Raw genomic sequence first — 25773 nt, forward strand, 5'->3', positions numbered from 1 at the left:
TTATTTTCAGCCGAAATAAAAGATGGGAGCAAAGATTACCGTTTCAACCCCATTCCTCAAATAAGCAATCCCTGAGAAAGATCAATCAACATCAGAGGATAAACCGAAAAAAAAACCGAACACTGCATAATCAGGTTCGGCTTTCCAGTACAGCAAACTCAAACATTGCTAACAGGATTTTGACTCCTGAAAATCGCCATTACCAATACCATCGAGAGAGTCTCCAGACTCAGATTTATTAACCCAGACGTCCTTATCAATAGTCCGGTCCAGAAAAGGAAAACGACTGCGGTTAAACTCGGGAGAAATACCTGATCTTGTCTGTAAATCGTAATCCCTCAATACCTGCATAACCGGACCACTGAGCAACACGATGATCACAAGGTTGATCAGTGCCATAAGCCCCATGGCAAGGTCTGCGACCATCCACACCATCTCAAGAGAAGCGATCGACCCAAGAAAAACCAGAAATACGACCGTAGCACGATAAGCCAGTAATAAACGGGCATCATTACGGATGAACAGAAGGTTTGATTCACCGTAATAGTAGTTAGCAATAACGGAAGTAAAGCCAAAAAAGATAACGGCAACAGAAATAAACCACTGTCCCCAACCACCAACAATACCGCCCAACGCAGCCTGAGTCAGTTGGATACCATTCAGAGTACTTCCCGCGTCAAGCTGGCCGGATAACAACACAATGGCTGCAGTCGCTGTACAGATCACAATCGTATCAATAAAGACACTGACCATCGATACAATACCCTGAGTCGCCGGATGATTAGGCTTGGGTGTTGCGGTTGCTGCAGCATTAGGGCCACTGCCCATACCGGCTTCATTGGAAAAGAGACCACGCTTGATACCCTGCATCATCGCCTGCGCCACGGAATAACCAATCGCGCCACCGGCAGCTGAATGCAGACCAAATGCACTTTCAAAAATCAGCGTAATAACGGCAGGCATCTCATCAAAACGAAAAGCCACAACACCAAACGCAATCAGTAGATAAGCCAAGGCCATGACAGGAACCACTAACTCAGCAAAACGAACAATGGAGTGGATCCCTCGGAAAATAATAAAGGCAGTAACACCGGCAATGACCAGACCGACAAATAGAGGGCTTATCGCCATATGACCAGACACGGCCTGAGATACCGAGTTGGCATGCACCGCATTAAAGACAAAGCCAAAGGTCGTTAACAACAGCACTGAAAAAAGGATGCCCAGCCAGCGCAAACCCAGTGCTTTTTCTATGTAGTAGGCAGGGCCTCCACGAAAAGTTCCGTCTTTGTTGTTGGTTTTATAGAGTTGTGCCAGCGTGTTTTCGACGAAACTGGACGCCATCCCCAAAAGAGCAACGATCCACATCCAGAAAACGGCACCGGGTCCGCCAATAAAAATTGCAATGGCGACACCTGCCAGATTACCTGTGCCTACATGCGCTGCAAGACTGGTACAAAGAGCCTGAAATGAGGAAATTTCATTCCTGGATGTCTTGCGCGACCCCAGCATCAGCTTCCAGGCATGAAAAAAATAACGTAACTGAACAAAACGGCTTCTGACAGTGAAATAGATACCTGCACCCAGCAGTAAATAGATCAGTAAGTACTCCCATATGACTGTAGTAATTTCTGAAACAATCGTACTCATTTAAACCCCGATGATTTTTTACATCACACAAGGATAGCAGAGGATTTTTAACAGAAAGCGCGCTTTTGCAGAACAAAGACTGGCCAAAAGCAAAAAAATAAAAAATTCCTTTGCTAATCAACGGCTAGCAGGGAATCTGCAGAAATATCCTCCCGAAAGAAAACGTATTTCTTCAATACGCTCTAACTTCAACATAAAAAGGATGAATAGCTGATAACACACAACTCTGGCAAATACTGGATGTTCTATCTATCATCCGCACTTAAAGTAGAAAAACATGGAAATAATGAAAATTTAACTTATGCCAATTCTTTCTTTTCTTCTCGGAGTGCTGCTGACATGGTTATTCATGTCAGGTCTCATGGCACAAGCACTGGCGCTTTTTATAAGAATCTGGTGGCCATCCTCAAGCCGTGAACGTGAACTGAAGGTTGACCAGTGGCTGCTGAACAACCCGATACATCCCTCTTCAGGCTGGCGCCTGCTGGGTTACTGGAGAGATACTTCCCAATACCGTCAGGCATGTTCTGAAATGGCCGGATTGCTTGCCGATAAAGCGTGCCTATCCAGTCAGGATGAAATCCTTGATGTTGGTTTCACCAGCCATGATCAATTACTGGTCTGGCTGGATTACTACCAGGTACAGCACCTGACGGCGATTGCCAGTGATGAACAGCATATGGTGCAGGCACTGGAGCATTGTGGGCACTTCAATTCACTGAAACTGGTTAGAGGTGGTGAAAAAGCACTGGCAGAAAGGCCGGAAAATAGCTGTGACAAATTAGTTGCTCTGGACTGTGCTTACCATCTTGAGTCCCGTGCTCATTTCTTCAGCCATGCCAGAAAAGCACTTAAGTCAGGAGGCACGCTGGCCTTCACTGATATGGTACTGGCCCGTCCATTTCAGGATCGCCGGGAACAGCGGCTGATAAACAAGCTTGGTCGCATATCAGGTCTTCTTGTTGAAGATATGCCCATCAAAGAGACCTATGCAAACCTCCTTAAACAACATGAGTTCGAGCAAGTTGAGATCATGGATATTACGGATGATGTTCTCTCCGGTTTCTGCTTCTGGTTTGGTCAGCATTATCAAAACCTTTCATCCTTCACACGTTCAAAAATGTGGATCAGGCTTCGCCTGCAGGTCTGGTTTATTCGCTGGATGCTTCACCGGGAACAACTGCGTTATCTGATGATTATTGCCCGATGAGATTTCCGAAAACAGTTTATCCACAGCAACTGTGGATAAACTTGTGACAACACTCGGGATAGTTCACAAAGGCCTTTCAATTCAGGCCACCTTTGCACACTGATCAAAATACAACCACATATAAATAGCAGGTATTTTCTGGCAATACCTGCTGCTCAAAACATACTTCTCAAGCTTCTGAACACTTATATAGATTTGATGATCAGCCAGCTTGTATAAGCTACAAAAGTAAACAAAAGTAGCAGGCACTTATATCCAGAAACTTTCCAGATGCTGGCAGGCGAGTTTCCATGTTCTTTTTCAGCATCAAAAGTGGCTTTGCTCAAGTAGACAACAACAGCCAACAGCACCGTTATCACCACCATGGTCAGAATATCAATCCGCAGAGCTGAAGCGTCCACAACTATATCCTGCCCAATAATCCCCGACAGCCCAAGCACAGCAAGGATATTAAAGATATTGGAGCCAATAACGGTAGCTGCCGTCATATCATGAAGTCCCTTGCGAGCACTGACGACCACTGCCGCCAGTTCAGGAAGACTGGTACCAAAAGCCACCAGAGTCAGGCCAATAATCAGCTCGTTAACTCCCATCGCCAGGGCAATACCTTTAGCGCCCCAAACCAGAAGCTGAGAACCCAGCACAAGAATCACCAGCATAACCAGAGACTCTGCAAAAGCCCTGGGAGTACTGATTGGAAGCACGGGTATATCCTGCTCGGCTTCCTGCCCAGTTGAAGACTTCAGCAGATAGAAACTATAGGCAAAAAAGGCAACCGAAAAAATAATCCCATCCCACAGGCTCAGCGTACCGTCCATTAACATCAGAGCAGCAGCTACCGTCGTAATCAACAGGATAGTAAGTTCGCGGTAGACAATCCGTGCCTTGACGACCAAAGGAGCAATCAGTCCACCAATCGCCAGAATCAGACCGATATTGACGATATTAGAACCAACCACATTACCAATGGCGATACCTCCTGAGCCATTAAATGCAGCAACAGAAGAGACCATTAACTCAGGAGCAGAAGTACCAAAAGCAACCACCGTAACGCCGATGGTCAGCAGAGGCATACCCAGACGAAATGCCAGAGTAGATGCAACTTCAACGAGGCGATTTGCACTCCAGCACAGCAGAGTGAAACCAACGGCAACTGCCAGAACAAACTGAAGGATGGAAATCATGAGTAGGAATCACTGAGGGCATGCCAACCAGACGACAGGCACCAGGCCCTCTTGCTGGCATCCATCATCTGAGTCTGGCCAAATGCTGCTGTTTAGCAAGCATCGTATACACCATGACCGAACGGTCAATGCATGTTGATGTATACACCTGTCAGTCAAAACTGACTAAGGCAGGCTACTCCCTCAATATAAGCCGGATTATAGCCATTACAGAGAGGGAGAAAAGCAGTTTTTACACTTACAAAGCAGGGAGGATTGCTCAAGCATGCTTGTTCACAGAAAGTAAGCGAATCTTCTTGATAATGACCCGGTCTCTCGTTGTGATAAAGTCACTGCTCTGAGTATAGAGTTTGATTTCCGCATCAACGGCTTCACGAAGTTTCACCCGACCTGCCGCCTGCCCCTGAAGATTAATGCGGGTAGCACCGGGCTTGATCTTCTCAAGATAACGCTCCATAGATGTAAAAAATCGAAGCGCAACTGGAATAATATGCTCAGGGAGCAGATTTTCCTCTGCCATCTCTTTGTGAATTCCGATCTTGAGAGGTCTGGGGTCCGACACATTAAAAGCACTCGGCCAGAGAATTCTTACCAGTCGGAGTGCTTCTGAATTCATCACGTCGCTTTCAGGCCGGTTATGCAGCCTTTCAAGAATTTTCCTGGCCTCTTCCGGAAGCTCTTGACTCATAGCGGAACCATCCTGTTCAGGTGCCAGTTGCTTTTCCTGTTCCTGGATGCTCTGGTCAGAAATATTACTTTTTTCTGCTGTCATCGACTGCCTTGCCCAAATAACTCTGGGCACCTCAGAAAAAATACGCAGAGCAATAGTTTTTCTGTGACACCCTTGAAAACCAACATACCATCGGCCTCAACCAACGGGAGCACTATAATGACGGATTCAGCGCCGCCATAAAAGCGTAATTTATCAACAAACCGTACCAATCTCCGGTTACAAATCAAAGAATGAGTTGCAAATATAGCTATCTACTCTGTCAGGGTGCTCTCTCAATTTGATAACTGACTCATAGGTTAGCTTCAACCTTTCCAGTCATGAACTCAGACCAAAGTTGTTCCCAGCGCCCCTTACTCTGGATCAGTGCTCTTGTTGTCAAAAGCACTTCCGCTCCTGTTGCTTTCCACCTCATTCCAGAACCACATAATCGTTGCTTTACCAGAGTCTTACAAGCCGCTTCAGTAACTCCTGAACCTATTGGCCAATGGCGTTTAAGCGCCTGATGATAATTCATTAACTGGTGATTGTTTGTAAAATAGCTCACAGCTTTGTAGCGCTTCTCTGTCAGTGCGATTGTCTTTTTCGGGAGCTCGGCTGATTCAATTTCCTGAAGGATTTTTTTGGCTGCTCCACGCTTGTTTTTCAAACTATGTAGCCTGTCTTCAAGCCACTGGTGTCGCTTCGCCTTACTGGTTGGAAACAGTGCTTCCGCTGCTCCAGCTAAATATTCAGATGCATGATAAAAATCGAGTATCTGCCCAGAGGTATGTTGTTTCAAATAACTCCAGTTTTCTCTAGCCCCGTCAGCTACCCCGATGTATGTGGCATTTGGGTAGAGTCGTTTTAGATCTGCAATCTCCTCGTCGAGCTTGCTCATAAAGCTTTGTTTACCATACTCTGGCGAACTGGCTGTATATATCGTGTGGAGCCTGTCTCCATCTGCAGAATATAGGCTCAATGTCCCACACATGGCTTCCCTCCAGCCTTCTTCACAAAGCAGCATGCAGGTTCCATCCAGACCAATGGCTATTGTTTCAACAGGCTCTTTTAGTGGAGGAAGGTGGTAGTGAGTGTCTTGCTGGTCTTCAATTAATGCACCTACTCTGTCCGATAAATGCTTGATATAAGAATTTGAAAGCGTCCTTTGATGGTTGGTCTCAAAATCTTCTTTTACCGCAGGCGCTGGCATCTGGCTGTATTTCCAGGCGATAGACTTGGCAAATTTGGGGGTAGCTGAACCAATAATACCGGCACGAAGATCAAGTGCTGCCAGAGTACTGCCACCTCTGACACCCTGATATACGGAGCGCTCCAAAGGTATACGACCGTATAAGGTTTCATAGTGCTTAAGAACCTTTCCTTTGTAGTTCCACTTCTGCTGATTAACGACGATAGGTTCTTTATTGGGTGATTCAAATAGCCCCAATAACTCTTTTGTTCCAAGCTGCCCGGCTTCATTGAGTGCACGCTGTAAACTATCTTCAAGATTCAGCATGTTGCCTGAATCTATAGAAACTTCAATTTGCAAAACGATGCTTTTGGTAGAGCTGGAAATAACAGAAGCGGGCATGACAGTTAACTATTATGAGTGGTGTTCCCATAGTAGCTGTGAAAATAGAGCACTATTGTTTCAATCATTCAGAGAGAGCACCCCTCTGTCACCTATAACAACAAGTCAACCACTGGAAATGTCAGTATTCCTAACAATCCTGTTTAGCAATGCCAACAACAGGGGCGCATAATGTAACTGTCATTCAACCAAGGAGGGTGGACAAATGACTCACTTTACTACCTCCCCCATCACGGATATTGGCGGAGGACACCGATACAAATCCAAAAGTAGCAAATTGAAAAAAAGTGGAAAATTCAAACTGAGAAAAGTCGTAAAAACTCACGTGGGAAAATTACTGCACATCCTTAAGAAAATCGGTTCAATTTTCCGGATCCGAATGCGTCACAGAGATCTTCAAAAAAATCCAACGACACAGACAGTCCAGCTGCAATCTGTTTCAAAAATCAACGAAGACGGTGACCGTATACCCGATGACAAAACCATCCAGCAGGTAAAGAGCTTTGTCGGTGAGACAAAAGATCTGCCTTTTGCTCTATCCAAAGCCCAATACCACAGGGAGAATGAAGAGAAACTCAATGAGCGCTCGCAAGTAATCAACGGACTAAAACGGGCACCTAACTGGGAAAAATTACGTAATAAGAAAGCTGAGCTCGAAAAGCCCATGGGTGATATACGCAGGGAGTTAAACGAGGCTTTTCTTACCAGCTACACCCGAAAGGCAAAGCAGTTACTCCGCTCTTCTGATCTGGATGAAGTCACCAAAAGAGACCTTAAAAGCTTTCTTGATGGTAAAGACGAGTATTCAGCCATGACTTTAGAGGAGTCCAAACGAGTGCTGATACGTTTCCAACAACGAATCGCCAGCCATGAACAGAGAAAAAAGCGGGAAAAAGAAGGCTATAGATCTTTTGTTGTTCTGCCAGAAGTCTCCAGAATACTTCCTGCAAGGGAGTCTCTAATTTAGCCAATGGCGATAAGTTAACTGACTACAGCCCTTTCATCGACAGTAGTCAGTTAATTCGCCGTTTAACCAAGCCTTATAACTCAAGGTGTAAATCACCCACTCTTCTGATGAATCTGCCCCCCTGGCTCAGGAACCATGAAATTGACCTTTTTATGCTGGTCTTCTCCCAGAAGTGCCTTTAAGCGATTACTGGCTGTATCCTGTCCATCATCCCCCAAATTAAATGTACCAAAATGGATGGCCATACTCTGGCGTGGCTGGAGAGCATAATGTGCCTCTAATGCGTCATCCGGTGACAGATGGTTATCTTTCATAAACCAGCGAGGCAGATAGGCTCCAATGGGTAAAAGCGCAAGATCAACAGAGCCGAAACGCTTCTGAATCTGCGCAAAGTGTGGCCCCATGCCAGTATCACCGGCAAAGAAAACCCGGGAATGCTGATCAGCAATCAGATATCCCTGCCAGAGCGTTCGATTATGATCAATACGGGTACGTGTCGACCAGTGCTGTGCGGGGGTACCAGTAATAACAACACCGCCTTCAAGGGTATAATCCTGCCACCAATCCAGCTCAACAACCTGAGTCAGCCCTTCACTCTCTAATAGCTTCCGATTACCCAGTCCCACAATAAATACGGGTTGAGAGTGCGTTTCCAGTTGCTTCAGCGTTGCCAGATCCAAGTGATCATAATGATTATGAGATATCACTACAGCATCAATAGGTGGTAACTCATCCATATTTATAGCAGGCGGGTGGTAGCGCTTTGGCCCTATAAATGAGACAGGACTGACACGTTCCGACCATACCGGATCGGTCAGAATATTCTTCCCGCCAATCTGGACAAGAACCGTCGCGTGATTGATGAATGTTGCCAGAACACCATGATTGTTTCGAACAGGCACCTGAACTGAGGCTTTCTGCTCTATCTGCTGCCAGGCATCCTCAGGCTGGTCACGATTAAAACGCCATTTCAAAAGATCCATCACCGTTTTATCGTGGGTTCTGACCTGATTATGGAATTGTTCACCATCAAAGTGGTCAGACTCTGGGCCGTTGTAGCCTCCCGATGAGCATGCGACCAAAAACATACCCATAATAACTATTCCCATCAGGCTAGACGTACCAGCCCAGGTAGTTTTTCTTATCATAATCAGCCCTTAATAAAAGTGCGGAGTTAAGCATATCAACAGCAAAGCTTCCCTGACACATCTTTGAAAAAATGACCCGCTGCCAGTAAAACAAATAACCATCTGTTTATTCTGGTAAAAGTCACTATTTAAGAAACTACCAATGCTGCTCCGCTCTAACTTTTTCCCTAAAAAAAAAACGTATCGTCAAAACCATTGCTAGATTAATAAAAAGTGCAATATATCTGACAGGGAGGTCGTTATGGCTATTTATAAGTTATATCCTGTGGATCACGCCCCCATGAAGTGGCAAAGCAGCCGCTATCGCGGAGAGGCTATTGTCAGAGCGGAGAACGAGGAACACGCCCGCCTGCTTGGTACCAACGAGTTCTACATCACCCGCTCCCCCCGCCCAGGAAAGAAAAAAACCAGCCCATGGGAAGACCCTCACACCTTACTGTGCCAGCCATTGAATAACGCAGGTTATGATGAACAGGGGCCAGAACAGGTATTAAGCCCATTGCTTACCAAACCGAACCGAAGAAAAAAGGCATAATTTCAGAAAATCGTGCCTTTTTATTACTCTATCATCGACTTATCCCCTCTTATGGAGGGGGTACTGTGCCTTTTGCTAGTCTTAGGTTAGGACAGCCTTTTTTTACCTTTTCTATGTGGGCGAGAGCCCGAACTTAAAAGAAGATATGTCGTAGATGGCTTAATGATTAACGGCTGAAAGGGTTTAGCTGTTGCCCTGGGTCCCACAACCTGAGGTTACCTATGGAGTTTTCCGGTAAACAGATACTGATAGCTGAAGACAATATGGCCAACCAGTTTGTCATCAAGCAACTGTTGAAAAAAATCGACATCACCCCCGAGTTTGCTAAAAATGGTCAGGAAGCCATTGATATGTATAAAAGCAAACACTCAGAATGGGACCTGGTATTTATGGACTGTAAAATGCCCGTAATCGATGGCTATGAGGCCACAGAAACTATCCGTCAGTTTGAGCAGGATAACGGGCTAGATAAAGGCATTATCGTCGGGCTCAGTGCCAACGCTTTTACCGGATCAACAAATGAAGCCATCACGAGTGGCATGGATGATTATCTGACCAAACCTATCGATCGGGATAAGTTGATGCAGTTACTGAAACAGTACCTGCAATAAATATTCAGAGACAAATTGCCAACCAATAAAAAAGGCAGTGCTGTAAAGCACTGCCTTTTTTTAAAGGTCACAGACTGAAACTGAGTAGAATCGTCTTACAGAGGACGAATTTCTTCAGCCTGCAGGCCTTTCTGGCCCTGAGTTACACGAAACTCAACACGCTGACCTTCAGTCAGAGTTTTGAAGCCTTCAGTAGCGATCTGACGGAAGTGGGCAAACACGTCTGGTCCACCGTTTTCCTGACTGATAAAACCAAAACCTTTCTCGTCGTTAAACCACTTAACGGTTCCTTTAGAGGTAGACATACTCATATCCTGATATTCAAATAACATGGGTGGCTCTGCAGGCAAAGCCGTTTAGCTAGAAGTTTTATTTTTGTTTATGAAGGATATGTAGGGAGACTACGCTCGGAACATCAAATCTTTTCATAAAAAAACTAATATCACTTTTAACGATGCCTATCATACAGACTCCTGCAGGAAAACTCATCAGTGATTACCTTATCTTGAAATATTTCATGCCTTCATGACCTAAGTAATAGTGCGTATTCATAGCATGAACCTAAGGGATTTCAGATACAGCTGATCTTCTGTTTCCCTGAGCCTGACAAGACCTCATCGAAAGCACCTTCCACCTTCAACTCTCATGACCACTAGCTGATGCATTAGAGTTCTCTATCCACCACTCAACAGACTTCCTCGTTCCACCAGCATGATAACCAACAGCTCTTTTGTCTGATGGACAACCTTCAACATATCATTGCTTTTCTGGATAGCCAGCCAAGAAAAATGTTCGATAAGTTTCAAGCAGGCTACTACTGCATCCAATATAATTCGAGCGCGATCACATCCATAAAACTCAAATACAATGCACTATCTAAATTGCCTGAGTTGCCTTAATTGCTTTAAGCCGGCCAGTGAAAGTTATCCGCCATTGACCGAAGACTCCTCCGGGGTGTTCAAAGACAAAGAAGTAAGAAGAGTTAACTGTACCCCATTTCTGCTCCAGACAGCAGCAGGGCACCCTGATACTTTTATAATGCTTTCAGAAAATTACATCTTAAAAACGTGCAAGCCACGGGAACTGGTCAATTATTCAGGTCGACGTTCGAATGGTCTGAATGATGTTCTTCCTCCGTATTTGCCCCATGACAGCATAGAGTCTCTGGAGCCCATGGAAAGAGAACGGTTTAATACCTTTATATCGTCATCACAGAAACCCTTTGTCATTCTGGAAAACCTCAGGCAGGGACTCAGGCAGGACATGCTGCTTGAACTGGATATTAAGGTTGGGTTTAGAACCGCATCCAGAAAAGAGTTAATGATGCAAAGCCACCCATTCCCCTGGCTAAAAAGGGAAAAACATAGATTTCTTGATTATTTATACAGATCCAACATACAGGGTTGGCGAATTGAGAGTATGACCATAGCAGGGAATAAACTAACGCATTCCAAACTGCTTCTTTCTCATAGATCAAAACACTTTCTTCAATTGTTCATGAGTAAATTATCACCTGAAAAGCAAAAGCTAATTCTACTAAAGATCAAAGAAATAACTGAGAAGCTACACAGCTATCCCAGAGAGCTTATAGGCCCAAGCATACTAATTTTGACAGACTCAACCAAAGCCAGTCATTGCAAAGTGCATATTATTGATCCTGCCCATGACTATCATCGAAAAAAACAATACCTACAGCACCCGGAAGTCGCCATCGCAACTAGTCAGTTTCATGGAACTGTCGAATCTCTGGTAAAAAAGAAATTCAGTGGTGAAACCGCTCCACTATAAAAGTGGATAATTTGACTTCAAAACAGAAAGAGAAATCAATAAAGGTTAAGAAAACAAACTTTTTATATCTTTTTATAATATTCGAAAAACCTTATAGATTCTTTCCTAATACCGTATTTACTGCGGGTAACTTGAACGGTAAAACAGAGATGAGCAGGCTCTGAGAAGATTACCCTTAATCATTACCTTCTACAGGCCTGTTGCGTAAGAAATGCGGATACCTCTATCGCTATGGAGTAGCACAATGAACGAAATAAGAATAATGCTTGAGCTGGCTATCAATAACTACAAGGATCAATTTGAAAGAGCAGAAGACTTGAATACCCTCTACCAAAACGCTACCGACGCTGAAAGGGTTATCATTGATAAAGTGATCAAACTCATTGGTTCCGAATCCCTTCCCAGAATCTGGGCTTTTCTTAACCGCTGAACTTCTTTAATACACGCTCCCAACAGTCAACGTTGTTCAGGGAGCGTACATACCACAGTCGTTTATCTATTCCCGATCTGCGCTCACTATTTTTCAGACATTGTCTCTTATAGGACTTTCGCATTGACAGGCAGCTGTAAAAATTGCTAGATCAGCAAAAAATAGCGGATGTCGTCGTGCGTAGAAAGATAACAAGACCTACAACAGCTGGGTGTGATTTGCCGAAATATACAGGGTTTCTATTGTGTGAGCCGAAATCAGCAACCTGTACTCGCCTTAGTGAGATCGGAGATATGTCACACCACAGCGTTAACCGTTTTCTACAACGTGAAGACTTTGCTCCCAATGACCTTTTCATGGAAGTAGCCGCAAGGCTGATTCTTGATGGGGGCACGCTATCGGTTGATGATACGGTGCTGGATAAGCCGTACAGTAACTACACGGCATTCATCGGCTATCATTACTCGGGCAAGCATCATAAAGCCGTCAAGGGCATTAATCTCATAACGCTCTATTACACCGATATCAAAGGCTATAGCCTTCCTGTCAATTTCCGTATCTATGACTCTGCGGACGGAAAGTCCAAAAATGATTATTTTCTCGAGATGCTGAAAGAAGTACTTGTATGGGGCTTACGACCTGCATTTGTTACGGGGGATTCCTGGTATAGCAGTGCCGCAAACCTGAAGACTGTGAAAAACAACGGTCTGGGTTTTATGTTTGCCGTTAAAAGCAACCGTACTGTTTCTATCCAAAAGGGTGACTACCAACAAGTGCAGAGCCTGGAGATTCCTGAAGAGGGAATAACCGTTTGGCTACGTAATTTTGGTTCTGTGCGTTTGTACCGGACGCGGCTAAAAAACGAGCTGCGCCATTACGTCGTCTACACACCCCATGCTGGATCAGAGGTATCACCACAGGTAGGCTTTAATGAACTTCACCTGCACCATTGGGCGATCGAAGAGTATCACCGGGCGCTGAAACAACTCTGCAGTATTGAGCGCTTTCAGGTGAGAGGAAAGCAGCAGGTCAGGAACCATATTTTTGCCTCTATCTTTGGGTATGCCTGCCTTCAGGCCAAGAAAGTATCTGAATCTCTCAGTAGCATCTATCGCGTTAAGAATGATGCGCTCAAGGATGCTATTTGGGACTTCATTAAGAGCTTCTCTGATGGTAAAGACTGGCTGAGACCATCTTTTATCAGAGCTGTCAATGCGTAAGTTCTATCTTAGTACATATACCGATCATTCCTTGAGCAGAGACTGGTATAGTGTGAGGCCTGCATCAGAGCATAAACTCGAAATTTGATCAAAAAATAATCAATTTTAACAGCGCCACATGAATTCATGCTCTCAATGATCACCTAACGGTTTATCCACAAGATTGTCCACATAAATTCTGGATGGTTTGTTATGGATAATCAGCAAAGCAACACGACAACAGGCAGCTTTTCTTCAGGTATTTTATGCAATGACCGCACAGTTGATTGACAATCTAGCCAGGCTGGAAAAATACATCAGTATTTCCCACAACTACAACATTACCATGGGACAACTGGTTATCCTCTTGATTTTAAAAGATTCCCCCATGCGTCTGGAGGAGCTGTGTGAACGAACCGGTTTTGGTCCGGATAAGGTAAGGGACTTACTGAGGATGCTGGTTCTTCCCTCAGGAAAGAACAAGAAAGCCATAGGCTTTATCCACAAGCCAGTTGCACAGGAGCGATATGTGTTAACAGAAACCGGGCGTGGGTGGATAAGTGAGTTGTTATAAAGTGGAGTTATGCCTGTTGATCACAAAACCAGGGTTGGATAGTCTTAATTTTTGATGAAATGCAAGACTAAAGATAGCCTTCTGCTGTTATAAGCAGCGTTGAGATTAACGTGCTCAGCACCTGCACGATATCCGCCCCCCAATCGCTGTCAACTATCCAGCTCTATGAAATCACACCCCATTGGTAATGTGTAATGGCCCCAAAGAAAAATCAGCCAGTGCAGAAGAAAGAAGGCCTACACCCTCGTAACCTTCATAATCAGCGTTATGATTTTGATGCGTTGATAGTAAGCTGCCCCGGCTTATCCCCATTTGTGGCCAACAATCAATTTGGTGATCTGTCGGTTGATTTTTCCGATCCTGCTGCGGTAAAAATGCTGAATAAAGCCTTATTACACCATTTTTATAAGGTCGAGAACTGGGATATTCCACCAGGTTACTTGTGCCCACCGATTCCCGGTCGCGCTGACTATATTCACTATATGGCTGATTTATTAGCCGCCTCTAACAAAGGGGTTATTCCTCAAGGCAAGCATATTCGTGGCCTGGACATTGGCATGGGTGCTAATTGCGTTTATCCGATCATTGGTCATCGAACTTATGGCTGGCGTTTTACAGGCTCAGATATTGATGCATTATCAGTAAAGTCATCAACACTGATTGTTGAGTCTAACCGTTCATTGACCGGCGCTATTCAGTGCCGACTGCAGAAAAACCCAGATAATATTTTTATCGGGATAATAAGCGATCACGATGTCTTTGATTTCACCCTATGTAACCCTCCATTCCATGCGTCATTAGAAGAGGCAACTGCAGGATCTGAACGCAAGGTTCACAATCTAAGGGCCAATGCCAGTAAAAAAGGCAGCGGCAGGAATAGAGGTCTTTCCTCAAAAAATCATGCCATTAAGCCCGTTTTGAACTTCGGTGGTCAAAAAGCAGAGCTCTGGTGCCCTGGTGGTGAGGCTGAATTTATTCAGCGAATGATTGCCGAAAGCTCAGCAAAGCCTGAAAATTGCTTCTGGTTTTCAACTCTTGTGTTTAAGCAGGAAAACTTGCCAGCACTGTATAAATCTCTCAGGCAAGTGAATGCCGTTGATGTCCGAACGATTAAAATGGTGCAGGGGCAAAAGCTGACTCGTATTGTGGCATGGACATTTCTATCGGAAGAACAGCAAATACAATGGAGAGTAAAGCGTTGGGGGATGTAAACATTAAGCACTGACGCCCTGTTTGCATGAGTAATCGATGGAGCCACAAATACTACGAAGAAGAGCTTTTCTATTCCTTTGTGCTCTTTGTGAGCTCTGTGGTTCAAAAAAGAATCCCCACAGCATGCTCAGGCTCCCAGAATGGATTAATGGGTCAGAGGCAAGTATTGACTCTACTGGCATTGCCCCTTCATAAGCATTTATGGGAGCCCTTAATATCTGCCCTGAGACTATCGGCTCAACTCAGCCACCGTATCGGCAAAGATACCCATAAAGTCAGTCGCTTCCCGCTCCGTCTGTCCGCCATTGTTCAGGAATGCCTTGAAAATGGTCTGCGACTTTTCCTCTCTGGCACGATCCAGAAAGTATTTAAGCTCCAGCTCCACACCCGCCTCTTCATCAAGAATAGACGTCGCCACAATAGCCTTATACATGGCGATATCACGAAGATCGAGGCCATTAATGATGGCAAGCTGATCATTAAGAAAACGATCCATCTCCGCTTTGGGTACATATTTGGTAATAATATTTAAACGCTCAGCTTCCTGAGCAGAGTGATCACGCCCGGTTAATAATGACTGCAGCGCTTTACTGCGCCCCATACGACGGGCGTATTGCACACCACCCTGCCCGCCGGTGGGAATATTGACGCCGATTTCCGGCTGGGCAAAGACGGCATTCTCAGTACCAAACGACAGGTCACAGGCCATAACAAACTCATCGCCACCACCGCGTGCACACCCATCCACAATGGCAATGGAAAGCGGCTTAAGCTGTTTCAGTCTCTTGATCATCTGGCTGAATGCCATGCAGCCTGCCTGCCCATCCGAAGTACCATTAATAAGATTCAAGTCAAAATGGGCAGAGAAGAACAGGGGGTTTGCAGATTTGAAGATCACGACTTTTGTGTCCGGATCCTTATCCACAGAAGCAAGGAACTGGTTGATCTCATTGATCAGGTCAATGGTGAGCACATTGGCAGGCGGGTTATTCAATACAGCAGTGGTAACACCAGTTTCTTTTGCAATATCTAATACGCTCATCGAGACGAATTCCTCTAGGGATCGTGCTTAATGTGGATATTTTTACCAAACAGGTGTCATGTACTATAGACCATCCCCAAAAAGGCCTTCCTACTGCATTGAGTTATAAACATACCTGATCACCCGTTACTTCGGGCGCCGTATTAAATTACTCTTAGTTCAGGAACATATCTGATCATCATTCAGGAGCAATAATGATAGGCTCATTGCCAGGATACTTTTGCTGCTTAAAGCTTTTGATAAAAGCATCCTGAAGCTCTTCACTAAGACAGAACTGATCCTCCTCTGGATAGACTACAAAGCTCGTAGCAGGATCACTTTCACAACTAATCACAACGGAGTGAATACCAGGGGATGAAAAACAGCGTTTCTCTGGATTATCAGGATCGGGCTTAACAATCTCCTGAACACAGGGCTCTACTTTCAAAGTGATAGAAAAAGATCCACGGGATGTAGCTCCCGGAGTCCCCTGCCTTACCTCCCCACGAATAGCTGGCTCCACAAAATAAAGGGCAACACCTAAAACAAGAATTAAAAACCATGAATATTTTTTGATGTTATAAATATACATAAAGTCCTTTTGTTATCATTTGGATAACTCAACATGGCTTAAATGCCACATTGCACACCTCACCCACTCTGCATTGACAAAACAACACAGTCAAGGTTGTGAGGTAGACCTCAGACATATGCATCTCAATCCAGCAACTCAATATCCAGACTGGCCAGCAACCGGATCGCCTCATGACGGGAAAATCGGGCATTCTTTATCTTATTTATATGGATATCGATATCGTAACTGGTCGACTCGGCGAAGCTGGCAGACGTCAGATTAGTGTTACTGAACAGGCTATGGGTAAAGTCGGTATAATCAAATACGCCATCACGGAAATCGCCCTCCCTGAAATCAACGTCATGTGCCTTACACGCTTCCATTCTGATCTCGGCCAGATCCAGACCAAAGAAGGATGAATCATTCAGAATGCACTGGAAAAACGCGATGGGTGAGGCCACGGAGATATTGGGCCAGGCCGCTTTAGTCCAATCAACACCAACCAGTTTGCTGCTTTTGAAAGCAACATCAGAAAAACGGCTGTAGTTCAGCTTAACCAGACTGAGATTGCACTTTTCAAATTCACAATCAATAAAGCGGCACTTTTCAAACACCGCCTCGCTGAAATCACAGTTCACAAAGGTACAGGCATCGAACTCGCCCCCCTGGAATTTCCCATGGGCAAAGTCACCATCGCTGAAGGTTGTGGACAGGTATTCTGCGCCATTCTCAATAGTGCTTTTCATATCATCTTATATTTAACTGGGTAAAACGAAGCAGCATAGTACTTTATACAAATCAGCTATCCTGAAACTTTCTTACAAGAAAGAAAAGCGGTAATCACTCACCGCTTTCTATTGACCAAAAATTACAACCTGATCCAGGCATCCTGCCAGTACTGGCTGCTGCCTGGTGCATAGGCCGGGCTGGAACACCACGCCGTGTAAGGCCAGGGCTTACACTCGTAGAGGGCATTATCACTGCCAACCACAATATCGCCCGCTGCATAGCTGGTATTGGCATCGTACAGTGGGTACTCACCCGGAGGCGGTGTTACACCGCCTTCGACCTTCACCGTAAATCCAGCCTCATAGCTTGCCGTTTCACCGTCTGCAGTGGTTCCGTTTACCTTCAGGGTATAACGACCCGCTTCCGCATTGCTGATGCTCATCGCAAGGTTGCTGTTGCCCGTTACGGAAAGACTGGCATTGCTGACCACATTGCCGCTCGAGTCTGTGATCACCGCATGCAGATCCATAGCTTCATTGACAGCAATCTGCAGCGAGAGGTTCACCAGACCATCAACCGCCGAGTATTCAGCAGCAACGCCGGAAACGGTGATTTCAGCTTCGGGATCTGGCTGACCGCCGCCACCGCAGGAACTGTCAGAGACTTTACGCCATACGCCCCACTCTCCAGTCGTACCAGGCTCTTCACCCTGGGTCCACCAGCCAGCCTGCCACAGACTTCCGTTATGAGAAGCCTCATCGCCTTTCAAATAGATGGAACCTGCATCCCAGGGGTTCGCGCAGCTGGTGCCATCCGATACGGTGACTTTCCGCTCAGCAGAAACCGTCTGGCCCGCACTGTCGGTCACGGAATAGTTCACGCTATAAACACCAACAACGGACGTATTTACAGAACCTGACACACGGATTGACGATGTCAGATCACCGTCTTCAGCATCGGTAGCCGTAACACCCGCCATTTCATCAAATGGGGTATTGAGCTGGATAATTGTGTTGTCTACCCCAGAGAAAACGGGCTTCAGACTGTAGACTTCAACAGATCGAACGACAGACGTTGCATTACCGTCACTGTCCGTTACACGATAAGTGAGAGCATAGGTGCCAATCTCGTGGGTATCGACATAACCATCAATGCGAATTTCCCCCGTCAGGTCACCATCTTCATTATCAATGGCAGAGACTCCGGCCATGGCATCAAAATCACTGCGATGCAGAACACGGACATTCTGAACACCTTTCAATACCGGCTTACCCTCAACCGGCGGTGGCGTTGGTGAGTTGCTGTGGATAAATGGACCGTAGTCTTTAATAAACTGCTCATTGTAAGCGTTACCGGAGGCGTCGGTGCCCATATCCCAGTTGATCGACCAGGTCATCACACCACGCAGCCCCTGCCCCTGTGATTCCAGTCGCTTGAAGGCGTTGTAAAGATCCTGAGGGTCTTTCACAAAACCAGTAGCAGCGGCATCATTACTGGTTGGAATACCGAAAACCAGTCTGGAGTGTGGAATCTTATGAAAACCACGGGTGCCGTTTACCAGAGAGTCTGAGATGTAATAAATAAACTCTTCTTTTAATGCGTCGTTGTTCTGACCAATCCAGCCAATCCCATCAATCCAGATACCATCGCCACCCTGGTTGTAAAACTGAGGGTTGATCCAGTCGTAATAACCTTCGAGATTTTCAAGATAGGGAACGTACTTGCCACTATCGATCAGGTAAGGAAACTCCGGCGCCATGGTGATCAGGAAGTTTTTACCCTGCGCTTTGTAATGGTCTTTCACAATGCGCAGCGCTGCTGGAATTACTGTCTGATTATCTGCCGCGGTAACAGCAGCCTGCTCCAGGTCGATATCCAAACCGTCAAAGCCATAGTAGTCAGTCAGCCGGATGATCTCATCCGCAAAAGGCTGTTCATCACCCGCCTGCAATTCAACATGGGCATCAGCACCGCCCAGGGCAATCAGCACAGAGCGGCCCTGATTATTCAGTTCAGCAATCTGGTTAATAAACTGCTGCTCAGAAAGACCAACAGCTGGATCCAGATGGAACGTTGGAATACGACCTGCCGCCGTGTCGTACACTTTCATAAACGAGACGTTGACCACATTGTACATGGGGTCAATCTGGTCCAGCTTCACACAGGGAGCATTACCACCCTGATAGCCCGAGCCATCGCACCAGTTATGCCAGTAGCCCACAACCACGCCACTGTCGGGATTGACCATGGCCGAACCACTGGCCTGTAAAGTAGAGCCCTGTGCCGTCGCACCCATTGCTACCAGTACGGCGGAAGTAGCCAGTTGTAATAATTTACGCTTGAACAAATTTCTGTTCCTTACACATTTCATTTGCCCGCGCTTTTTATAATCTATTGATTAACAGGGCAATAGTAATAAAAGGATCGGGTTCACAAATTATCGATAAAGATCAGAATAGACCGCTAAAGAATATACCCAAAGGATTTCAAGTCGCTACACGGCGGCAAAAGAGAGAGCGATGCCAGCAAAATCGTTCTTTGAAAGACGATGGGTATGAAAACAGTTCACGGCTCTGCAATCATCACACGCTGATACCCATCAATAATGGGCTGGACGTTATCGACACTGCCTCGTTGGATCCTCTGGTAATGAGCGATCGTTTTGTTGAGATACCGTCTGCCCACTTCAGCCTGCCCTGCGGTATCGGCCTTCCATATGTCATCACCAAAGGGACTGATTGTTGATTGTCCATCACTGACCGAAGACACCAGAAAAATCTCATAGAACCGCTGGTTGTCTTCCACCAGTACTTCCTGCTTCAGGCTGAAGTCGAGTTCGATCAACTGCTGTCGTACCATAAACTGGTGATAGACAGGGCAAAGCAGGAAATCCATTGAATGACCCGGATACCGCTGAACCAGCGCATGGATAAACTGAACCATCAAATCACCACCCACACCGGCAATAATCACCAGGTGCCGCCCCTGATACTGATCCACAGGTAAGGCTTTCACATCCAGACAATGGGTTTCCCAGGCTGAAGCACTATGGGGGAAAAAACGCTCCAGCTTACGATCCAGCTCCGCCATCAACTCAGGCACAATATCCACAAAATGAATACACTCAGCAGCCTGCCTTGATAACAATGCAGCCCCAAGCAAGCCATGGTCACAGCAGCAGTCCCAGATATGCGTATAACCCGGTTCCACCATGGAATCGATCTGTTTGAGTCGTTTACTAAGTTTCAATGACAAAAGCCTGCCTGATGAACTAAATGGTCAAAAGGAGGGATTGTAGTGATCGTGTTGACCGGTTGGGAACAGGGTTACAAGATTAAAATAGGCACAGCCACCTTCAAATCTCGCCAACAAACATGGAAAACCTATTTGCATGCCTGACTTGTAAATTGCTTATTCACAAGAGCTATACCGCTTAAGGAATCCAGCAACCTCTTCCTGACAATCAGTTTGCAATATTCTTCGATAAAACTGCCCCTTAATATGCAAGTCAAGGGTATACCGTTGGTTCTTTGGATCCTCTCGCTTTTCAGGCATCTCAAAATCCACCCATAAAAAAAATGACTCCTCACCTAAGCGGCAAACAAAGCATGGGCACTCATCATTCTTGTAACTTTGATCAATAAATGAGCCTGGCAAATCTATTCCAAGGTTGTAACTATTCAGCACCCAGCAAAGGCGTATTGTTGTAATTTCGAACCGCTTTAAGAAGCGCCTGAAATATGTTCAACCCCTGCTTTTTAGCAGATGATAAATAGCTTCGGATTCGGGTAAACATGGTACCTCCGTCTTCGCTTCTGAAACAGCCTGAGATCTTCTGCTTAAGTTTGGCCATCCTGGCATCACGTTCACTGCCATTGTTATCGAAGGGAATTGAAAAGTCCGACATGAAGCGCAACGTTTCAACCTTAAACTCAATAAGCCTTTTGAACAGGTTGTAGGCCTTGGTATTCCTGACCTTCTTACGTCAAAGCACCTGTCGTTGTTTTTCCATATAAGCGGTTTCCTTCGTGAGAGCCCTTTGAAGGATTTGGTCGTATATCGTCTCAATGCGAAGCTGTATTGCACCAGGCATTTGAGTCAGACCGGCTGCTTTGTATTTCTTGCAGAAGTGCCAGGAGAGCGTAAGCAATTTCATCAGCCGCAGAGCCAGCTTATTCGCATCCCTATCGACAACTCCCTGAAGCTCTCTCAGATGATGGGCATTACAAAGCACATGCACTGCCGCATAGGCAAAGTAGGACTTCCAATGATCGTGAACCAGAATGCCTGCAAAAGTCAGCAGGATGCCCATTGCATCCATTGCTTCACAACCTCGCCTTTCTGAGAGGTAGTAAAGCGTCCATTGGTCATCTCGCATAATGTGTAACCACCACAGTGAACCGTCAACCCGCATGCCAGTTTCATCCGCTCCTGCAACCGGACTTTCTTGTAAAGCATCGCGGATACTCTGCTCAGTAGAGGCCAGGTTCTCATGGGTATAGGCAACAAAATTGGCAACAGAGCCTGCGCTGACACTCATGCAATAAATAGTATTGAAATACTCAGACACCCGGTGATATGGGATGAAGTGATACTGGTTTAAATGAACAGCCATTGCCTGAGTCACTTCTCCGTATTGAGCAGCGGCTTTCACTCCTTGGGGAAACTCAGCGGTGTTCCGTTTACCACAAGGACATACTTTAACGTCTGCCCAGTACGCGGTAACTTCAAATTCTCCGGGTCTACCTGGATCAAAAACCTGTCGCTCAATGTATTTGGTGGGTTTAATATCGATAAGCGAAGACTGGCAACAGCAACATTTTTCAACCTTCAGATGCCTGACATAATCGGGTAAGGCGACACGTCTCAAACAAGAGCCTTGATGACCTTTCTGGCCACCTGGTTTATTGCCTGAAGATGGTCTAAGGCTTTTGGGGTTCGGTGTTTCCTGTGAGGAGCAGGGGGCTTCTTTGGAAGATGTATCACCTTTATCACTCCCTTTTTTACTGGGCTTTTGATAACCATCTGACGATGGTGGCTTACTACTGTTTTGACTGTTTTTATTAACCCTTTCTTCCAGTTCGCTGCAACGTTCCCGTAAAAGCGCATTCTCGGTCCGAAGCTCTTCATTCTCTTTAAGGAGAGCTTCGGTAAACGGAGTAGCTGGGAAGTCTGGTTCCATACTGGAGATTTGTTAGAAAAATTGAGTATAAGATGATGGTCGAAAAATCAGAAAATTCCAGATTTATATGAAGGGTGCTGAATAGTTACCCAAGGTTAAAGCCACGACCAAATGCTTGCTGATACAACAACACGAGCCTAATCCTGAACTTAGAGTTTTTATTCGAGCTATTAAATTAGGTCAGCATTTTTGGTTCGTCCAAACGAATACCATATAAATTTATTCCTGGTACCATAATGCTTTGCATTCAACATCTCAGTGTCCAATGTCCATTTCCGAAGAGCTTCAGTCTGACAGCAAAGCGTATCCTGAGAACCAGCGAACTTTTAAAGTCCCTGCTAATGCTTATGTGACGGCCCTTACCCAATACATCAGCACCCAACTCTCAGATAAGTTGTCTCATTTTGCCAATTCAGACCAGTTTGAAGATAGCATCCAGTTGGCACAACTTATTGCCACAACGATTGATTCTGGTTCAAAGAACTTAAGCCTACCGTTACGCCGTGTACTTTTTTCAGAAGATGAGAGCATTCAGCTACCACTCTATGATGACTTTTCCTTAATTTCTCCCTCTTTGATAACAAACGACAAAACGGCAAAAACCAATTTTTTTAAGAATCTCAAGTTCGAGCTGCAAACCTCAGACAACTTTAATTTCATGGTGAGCTTCATTCGTTCATCTGGCCTTCAGCTACTACTAAGCCCTCTAGAATACTTTCGTCAGCGGGAAAAAAAGGGACGAATTCTAACCTCGGTTTATATGAACATCACTGAGCCCTCTGCACTCAGAAAGCTCCTTGAGCAACCGCACATAGAAACCAGAGTATACTCTGCAGGCAGAGAGTCTTTTCATACAAAGGCCTATCTTTTTGAGCGGCAAACACACATTAATAGCTGCGCACTGATAGGGTCATCAAATATCTCCCATGCTGCACTTAAAAGTGGTGAAGAATGGAATGTAAAAATCCCTCGCTCCAGCTCTTCTGATATCTATGATCAAGCCATTACCCGTTTTGAATCCCTCTGGGATTCAGAAGAGTCTATTCCTCTAACTGAGAGCTTTATTGAGCAATATGAAGCGTACCTTTCAGGACACGCAGCAGAGGAAGTCAAAACCAAAAGCACATTTGATTTTCTCAAGCAAAGCCAGTTGCCAAAAAAACACCATACTCCACTGAGCATCAGCCCAAATAAAATGCAGCTGCAGGCGCTTGATAACTTGGCTCTGTCTCGCCAAAAAGGTGAAAGTCGTGCGGTCGCTATCGCCGCAACTGGTACTGGAAAAACGTTTCTCGCAGCATTTGATGCTCACCAATGCAATGCGAAGCAGGTTCTGTTTATTGCCCATCGGGATGAACTTTTGGAAGGTGCAATCGAGGCCTTCTCCACCGTATTTGGCACAAGGGCTCTCTGCGGCAAGTTTACGGGAAAAAGTAAAGAAACCGACAAACAATTTATCTTCAGTACCGTGCAAACCTTATTCAGAGACAGCAATCTGCAACAGTTCTCACCAGATACGTTTGACTACATGGTCGTTGATGAGTTTCACCATGCGCAAGCTGATACCTACCAAAAAATTATCAACTATTTTACGCCCAGATTCCTGCTCGGAATGACAGCCACACCCGAACGTATGGACGGTAGAGATGTTCTCAAGCTATGCAACTATAATATTGTCTGTGATATTCGCTTGAAAGAAGCTCTATCGCTCGACTTGCTAGCCCCCTTCCACTATTTCGGAGTGGCGGATGAAACCGTTGACTACGACCAGATAGAAAAGCAAGCAGGCGGCCAGTTTGTTGAAGCTAAGCTGGTCAATAAACTCAACACTCCAGAGCGAGTTAATTACATTATCGAGCAGATTCGCAAATTCAGCTTTCATGGCCAACGTCGATGCATGCTTGGATTCTGTGTAAATCGAGCCCATGCGGAGTTTATGAGTCGTTCATTCAATGAGCGAGGTATAAATAGCACCGTTTTAACCGGTCTCTCTGATCCTCAGGAGCGCCAGAGAGAAATCAGAAATTTACAAGATATTACCCACCCCTTAGAAGCAATCTTTACCGTTGATATCTTCAATGAAGGTATCGATATTCCTCAGGTGAATTTATTGTTGTTCTTGAGACCAACTGAATCATCCACCATTTTTATTCAACAACTTGGACGAGGACTACGGAAAGCAGAAGGAAAGGAGTACGTTACCGTTCTGGATTTCATTGGAAATTATCAGAACTCTTACATGGTACCTCTGGCTCTGAGTGGGGAAAGTGGTCGAAGGGATTTCGATAAAGAAACACTAAAAAGAGCAGTTACCAATGAATTTGCCGACTTACCAGCAGGCTGCTACGTAGAGCTGGATGAAGTTGCCAAAGAGAAAATAATTTCCAAACTGGATAGTATTCGTCTGGACAAAATTGAATATCTAAAAAAATTGTATATCCAGTTCAAAAAGGATCTGGGCATCTCACCAGAATTAATGGACTTCTACACATCTGAAAATGCCCCAAACCCAAACTTCTTCTTTTCAAAGTTTGGCTCGCTCTTTAATACGAAAAATCAGTGTCATGATAAAGAAGGTAACCCGCCTGAGCTTCAGGAAAACCAACTTCTCCAAGAGGTCGCTGAACGACTGGAAGCTATGTGCCCATTGAAGTGGCCTTATGAATTTATTGCCCTGCACCTAGCCACGGAAGAAAAACGCGCGATAATTAATACTGATGACATTATTCATGAGCTAACTCGTTATTTTAACCAAAGTATACGCACCGAGCAGCATGAAGCGTTGATCACGTCAGCAATGAAGTCCCTGACTCTATGTCATGGAAAAATGACATGGGCTATTGGCTCCATAAATAATGGTGCCCTGGAAATAGACAGCCAGATCATTGCTTTGATTCATAGCACCCAATTTACACAAAGCTATATCCGGGAGCGTATAAGGTATGGTTTAAAATTCTTCAGGCGTCACTTTAAACCTGAAGCGTTCCTGGCTGAGGGTGAGCGCTTTATTCGCTACCAGAACTATACTCGGAACGATATTCAGTTCCTTTCTGGCGACACTGCAAAACGGGGAACTTGGCGTGAAGGCGTAAAACGGATAGGCCAGAACTACTTTCTGTTTATTAATTTAAATAAAGACGAAGATGTCGATGCCCATCTTCATTATAAAGATTACTTTATGGATCCCAGGACCTTCCACTGGCAAAGCCAGAACCAGACATCGCACAGCTCAAGCGTTGGTCAGCACTTCATCCACCATAAACAGGAAAACTACCAGATCCACCTTTTTGTTCGAAAGCAAGTCAAGCAGTACAACATAACCTTACCTTTTATGTATCTTGGACAGGTTGATTATGTCAGCAGCTCGGGAGACAAACCCATGAGCATCGTCTGGAAATTACAGCACGCCGTACCGCTGAGTATTTTTGAAGACCTTACTGAGTAGGCATCTGGCCT

The 25773-nt window shown here is 45.2% G+C and carries 21 protein-coding genes and 1 pseudogene; 10 read left to right on the top strand and 12 right to left on the bottom strand.

Annotated features, from left to right (window positions below; genetic code table 11):
- Nucleotides 1–168: 168 nt before the first annotated feature.
- On the bottom strand, nt 169–1650 hold the full coding sequence (locus ACOCLE_RS24810) for an alanine/glycine:cation symporter family protein (protein WP_419534694.1): 1482 nt from the start codon (nt 1648–1650) through the stop codon (nt 169–171).
- A 349-nt stretch (nt 1651–1999) separates the two neighbouring features.
- On the opposite strand from ACOCLE_RS24810, the gene ACOCLE_RS24815 reads away from it, so the two are divergent.
- Nucleotides 2000–2860: a methyltransferase domain-containing protein gene (locus ACOCLE_RS24815; protein WP_419534695.1), complete on the top strand. Its 861-nt coding sequence runs from the start codon at nt 2000–2002 to the stop codon at nt 2858–2860.
- 185 nt (nt 2861–3045) lie between these two features.
- Here ACOCLE_RS24815 and ACOCLE_RS24820 read toward each other — a convergent pair whose 3' ends face one another.
- The 3 genes from ACOCLE_RS24820 to ACOCLE_RS24830 form a co-directional block, all read right to left on the bottom strand.
- On the bottom strand, nt 3046–4044 hold the full coding sequence (locus ACOCLE_RS24820; protein WP_419534696.1) for a calcium/sodium antiporter: 999 nt from the start codon (nt 4042–4044) through the stop codon (nt 3046–3048).
- Nucleotides 4045–4303: 259 nt separating this feature from the next.
- Complete coding sequence (locus ACOCLE_RS24825; RefSeq protein ID WP_419534697.1) at nt 4304–4816, bottom strand: ProQ/FINO family protein; 513 nt, start codon at nt 4814–4816, stop codon at nt 4304–4306.
- A 250-nt stretch (nt 4817–5066) separates the two neighbouring features.
- Nucleotides 5067–6347, bottom strand: a complete 1281-nt coding sequence (locus tag ACOCLE_RS24830; protein WP_419532972.1) for an ISKra4 family transposase — start codon at nt 6345–6347, stop codon at nt 5067–5069.
- 205 nt (nt 6348–6552) lie between these two features.
- Between ACOCLE_RS24830 and ACOCLE_RS24835 the strand changes: the two genes are divergently transcribed.
- Nucleotides 6553–7314 (top strand): hypothetical protein, encoded by a 762-nt coding sequence (locus ACOCLE_RS24835; protein WP_419534698.1) that lies wholly within the window; start codon nt 6553–6555, stop codon nt 7312–7314.
- Between the two features lie 92 nt (nt 7315–7406).
- Here ACOCLE_RS24835 and ACOCLE_RS24840 read toward each other — a convergent pair whose 3' ends face one another.
- Nucleotides 7407–8402, bottom strand: a complete 996-nt coding sequence (locus ACOCLE_RS24840) for an MBL fold metallo-hydrolase (protein ID WP_419534699.1) — start codon at nt 8400–8402, stop codon at nt 7407–7409.
- A gap of 301 nt (nt 8403–8703) precedes the next feature.
- Between ACOCLE_RS24840 and ACOCLE_RS24845 the strand changes: the two genes are divergently transcribed.
- Nucleotides 8704–8997 carry a hypothetical protein gene (locus tag ACOCLE_RS24845; protein ID WP_419534700.1) on the top strand — a complete coding sequence of 98 codons (294 nt, stop codon included), beginning with the start codon at nt 8704–8706 and terminating at the stop codon, nt 8995–8997.
- 221 nt (nt 8998–9218) lie between these two features.
- Nucleotides 9219–9608 carry a response regulator gene (locus tag ACOCLE_RS24850; RefSeq protein ID WP_419534701.1) on the top strand — a complete coding sequence of 130 codons (390 nt, stop codon included), beginning with the start codon at nt 9219–9221 and terminating at the stop codon, nt 9606–9608.
- Nucleotides 9609–9703: 95 nt separating this feature from the next.
- On the opposite strand, the gene ACOCLE_RS24855 is transcribed toward ACOCLE_RS24850, so the two are convergent.
- Nucleotides 9704–9913, bottom strand: coding sequence for a cold-shock protein (locus ACOCLE_RS24855; RefSeq protein ID WP_066016878.1), 210 nt, complete (start codon nt 9911–9913; stop codon nt 9704–9706).
- A gap of 628 nt (nt 9914–10541) precedes the next feature.
- Between ACOCLE_RS24855 and ACOCLE_RS24860 the strand changes: the two genes are divergently transcribed.
- The 5 genes from ACOCLE_RS24860 to rlmF all read left to right on the top strand — a co-directional run bounded on the left by ACOCLE_RS24860 (nt 10542) and on the right by rlmF (nt 14810).
- Nucleotides 10542–11396, top strand: a complete 855-nt coding sequence (locus ACOCLE_RS24860) for an inositol polyphosphate kinase family protein (RefSeq protein WP_419534702.1) — start codon at nt 10542–10544, stop codon at nt 11394–11396.
- A 262-nt stretch (nt 11397–11658) separates the two neighbouring features.
- The gene (locus ACOCLE_RS24865; RefSeq protein WP_419534703.1) at nt 11659–11826 is read left to right on the top strand and encodes a hypothetical protein; all 168 of its coding nucleotides are present in this window, start codon (nt 11659–11661) and stop codon (nt 11824–11826) included.
- Between the two features lie 176 nt (nt 11827–12002).
- Complete coding sequence (locus tag ACOCLE_RS24870) at nt 12003–13046, top strand: transposase (protein ID WP_419533005.1); 1044 nt, start codon at nt 12003–12005, stop codon at nt 13044–13046.
- Nucleotides 13047–13296: 250 nt separating this feature from the next.
- Nucleotides 13297–13599 (top strand): hypothetical protein, encoded by a 303-nt coding sequence (locus tag ACOCLE_RS24875; protein WP_419534704.1) that lies wholly within the window; start codon nt 13297–13299, stop codon nt 13597–13599.
- 194 nt (nt 13600–13793) lie between these two features.
- Complete coding sequence (gene rlmF / locus ACOCLE_RS24880) at nt 13794–14810, top strand: 23S rRNA (adenine(1618)-N(6))-methyltransferase RlmF (RefSeq protein WP_419534705.1); 1017 nt, start codon at nt 13794–13796, stop codon at nt 14808–14810.
- A 230-nt stretch (nt 14811–15040) separates the two neighbouring features.
- Here rlmF and ACOCLE_RS24885 read toward each other — a convergent pair whose 3' ends face one another.
- The 6 genes and pseudogenes from ACOCLE_RS24885 to tnpC all read right to left on the bottom strand — a co-directional run bounded on the left by ACOCLE_RS24885 (nt 15041) and on the right by tnpC (nt 22317).
- Complete coding sequence (locus ACOCLE_RS24885) at nt 15041–15853, bottom strand: enoyl-CoA hydratase/isomerase family protein (RefSeq protein WP_419534706.1); 813 nt, start codon at nt 15851–15853, stop codon at nt 15041–15043.
- A gap of 178 nt (nt 15854–16031) precedes the next feature.
- Nucleotides 16032–16424: a hypothetical protein gene (locus ACOCLE_RS24890; protein ID WP_419534707.1), complete on the bottom strand. Its 393-nt coding sequence runs from the start codon at nt 16422–16424 to the stop codon at nt 16032–16034.
- 125 nt (nt 16425–16549) lie between these two features.
- A complete protein-coding gene (locus ACOCLE_RS24895; protein ID WP_419534708.1) occupies nt 16550–17152 on the bottom strand; it encodes a pentapeptide repeat-containing protein in 603 nt (200 codons plus the stop codon).
- Between the two features lie 122 nt (nt 17153–17274).
- Nucleotides 17275–19482: an immunoglobulin-like domain-containing protein gene (locus ACOCLE_RS24900; protein WP_419534709.1), complete on the bottom strand. Its 2208-nt coding sequence runs from the start codon at nt 19480–19482 to the stop codon at nt 17275–17277.
- 218 nt (nt 19483–19700) lie between these two features.
- Nucleotides 19701–20348: a tRNA (adenine(22)-N(1))-methyltransferase gene (locus ACOCLE_RS24905; protein WP_419534710.1), complete on the bottom strand. Its 648-nt coding sequence runs from the start codon at nt 20346–20348 to the stop codon at nt 19701–19703.
- A 463-nt stretch (nt 20349–20811) separates the two neighbouring features.
- A pseudogene (gene tnpC, locus ACOCLE_RS24910) lies at nt 20812–22317 on the bottom strand (IS66 family transposase).
- A 265-nt stretch (nt 22318–22582) separates the two neighbouring features.
- Here tnpC and ACOCLE_RS24915 point away from each other — a divergent pair.
- Entirely contained in the window at nt 22583–25762 is a 3180-nt protein-coding gene (locus tag ACOCLE_RS24915; protein WP_419534711.1) for a DUF3427 domain-containing protein, read from the top strand.
- The last annotated feature ends 11 nt before the right edge of the window (nt 25763–25773 follow it).

This window comes from Endozoicomonas sp. (genome assembly GCF_965196975.1).
Classification (GTDB): domain Bacteria; phylum Pseudomonadota; class Gammaproteobacteria; order Pseudomonadales; family Endozoicomonadaceae; genus Endozoicomonas.

Coding starts and splice junctions, on each gene's coding strand:
- ACOCLE_RS24835 (WP_419534698.1), top strand. CDS start 6,553: ATGACTCACTTTACTACCTCCCCCATCACGGATATTGGCGGAGGACAC.
- ACOCLE_RS24875 (WP_419534704.1), top strand. CDS start 13,297: ATGACCGCACAGTTGATTGACAATCTAGCCAGGCTGGAAAAATACATC.
- ACOCLE_RS24845 (WP_419534700.1), top strand. CDS start 8,704: ATGGCTATTTATAAGTTATATCCTGTGGATCACGCCCCCATGAAGTGG.
- ACOCLE_RS24855 (WP_066016878.1), bottom strand. CDS start 9,913: ATGTCTACCTCTAAAGGAACCGTTAAGTGGTTTAACGACGAGAAAGGT.
- ACOCLE_RS24850 (WP_419534701.1), top strand. CDS start 9,219: ATGGAGTTTTCCGGTAAACAGATACTGATAGCTGAAGACAATATGGCC.
- ACOCLE_RS24815 (WP_419534695.1), top strand. CDS start 2,000: ATGTCAGGTCTCATGGCACAAGCACTGGCGCTTTTTATAAGAATCTGG.
- ACOCLE_RS24895 (WP_419534708.1), bottom strand. CDS start 17,152: ATGAAAAGCACTATTGAGAATGGCGCAGAATACCTGTCCACAACCTTC.
- ACOCLE_RS24915 (WP_419534711.1), top strand. CDS start 22,583: ATGTCCATTTCCGAAGAGCTTCAGTCTGACAGCAAAGCGTATCCTGAG.
- ACOCLE_RS24865 (WP_419534703.1), top strand. CDS start 11,659: ATGCTTGAGCTGGCTATCAATAACTACAAGGATCAATTTGAAAGAGCA.
- ACOCLE_RS24830 (WP_419532972.1), bottom strand. CDS start 6,347: ATGCCCGCTTCTGTTATTTCCAGCTCTACCAAAAGCATCGTTTTGCAA.
- ACOCLE_RS24840 (WP_419534699.1), bottom strand. CDS start 8,402: ATGTTTTTGGTCGCATGCTCATCGGGAGGCTACAACGGCCCAGAGTCT.
- ACOCLE_RS24885 (WP_419534706.1), bottom strand. CDS start 15,853: ATGAGCGTATTAGATATTGCAAAAGAAACTGGTGTTACCACTGCTGTA.
- ACOCLE_RS24810 (WP_419534694.1), bottom strand. CDS start 1,650: ATGAGTACGATTGTTTCAGAAATTACTACAGTCATATGGGAGTACTTA.
- rlmF (WP_419534705.1), top strand. CDS start 13,794: ATGGCCCCAAAGAAAAATCAGCCAGTGCAGAAGAAAGAAGGCCTACAC.
- ACOCLE_RS24890 (WP_419534707.1), bottom strand. CDS start 16,424: ATGTATATTTATAACATCAAAAAATATTCATGGTTTTTAATTCTTGTT.
- ACOCLE_RS24905 (WP_419534710.1), bottom strand. CDS start 20,348: ATGGTGGAACCGGGTTATACGCATATCTGGGACTGCTGCTGTGACCAT.
- ACOCLE_RS24825 (WP_419534697.1), bottom strand. CDS start 4,816: ATGACAGCAGAAAAAAGTAATATTTCTGACCAGAGCATCCAGGAACAG.
- ACOCLE_RS24820 (WP_419534696.1), bottom strand. CDS start 4,044: ATGATTTCCATCCTTCAGTTTGTTCTGGCAGTTGCCGTTGGTTTCACT.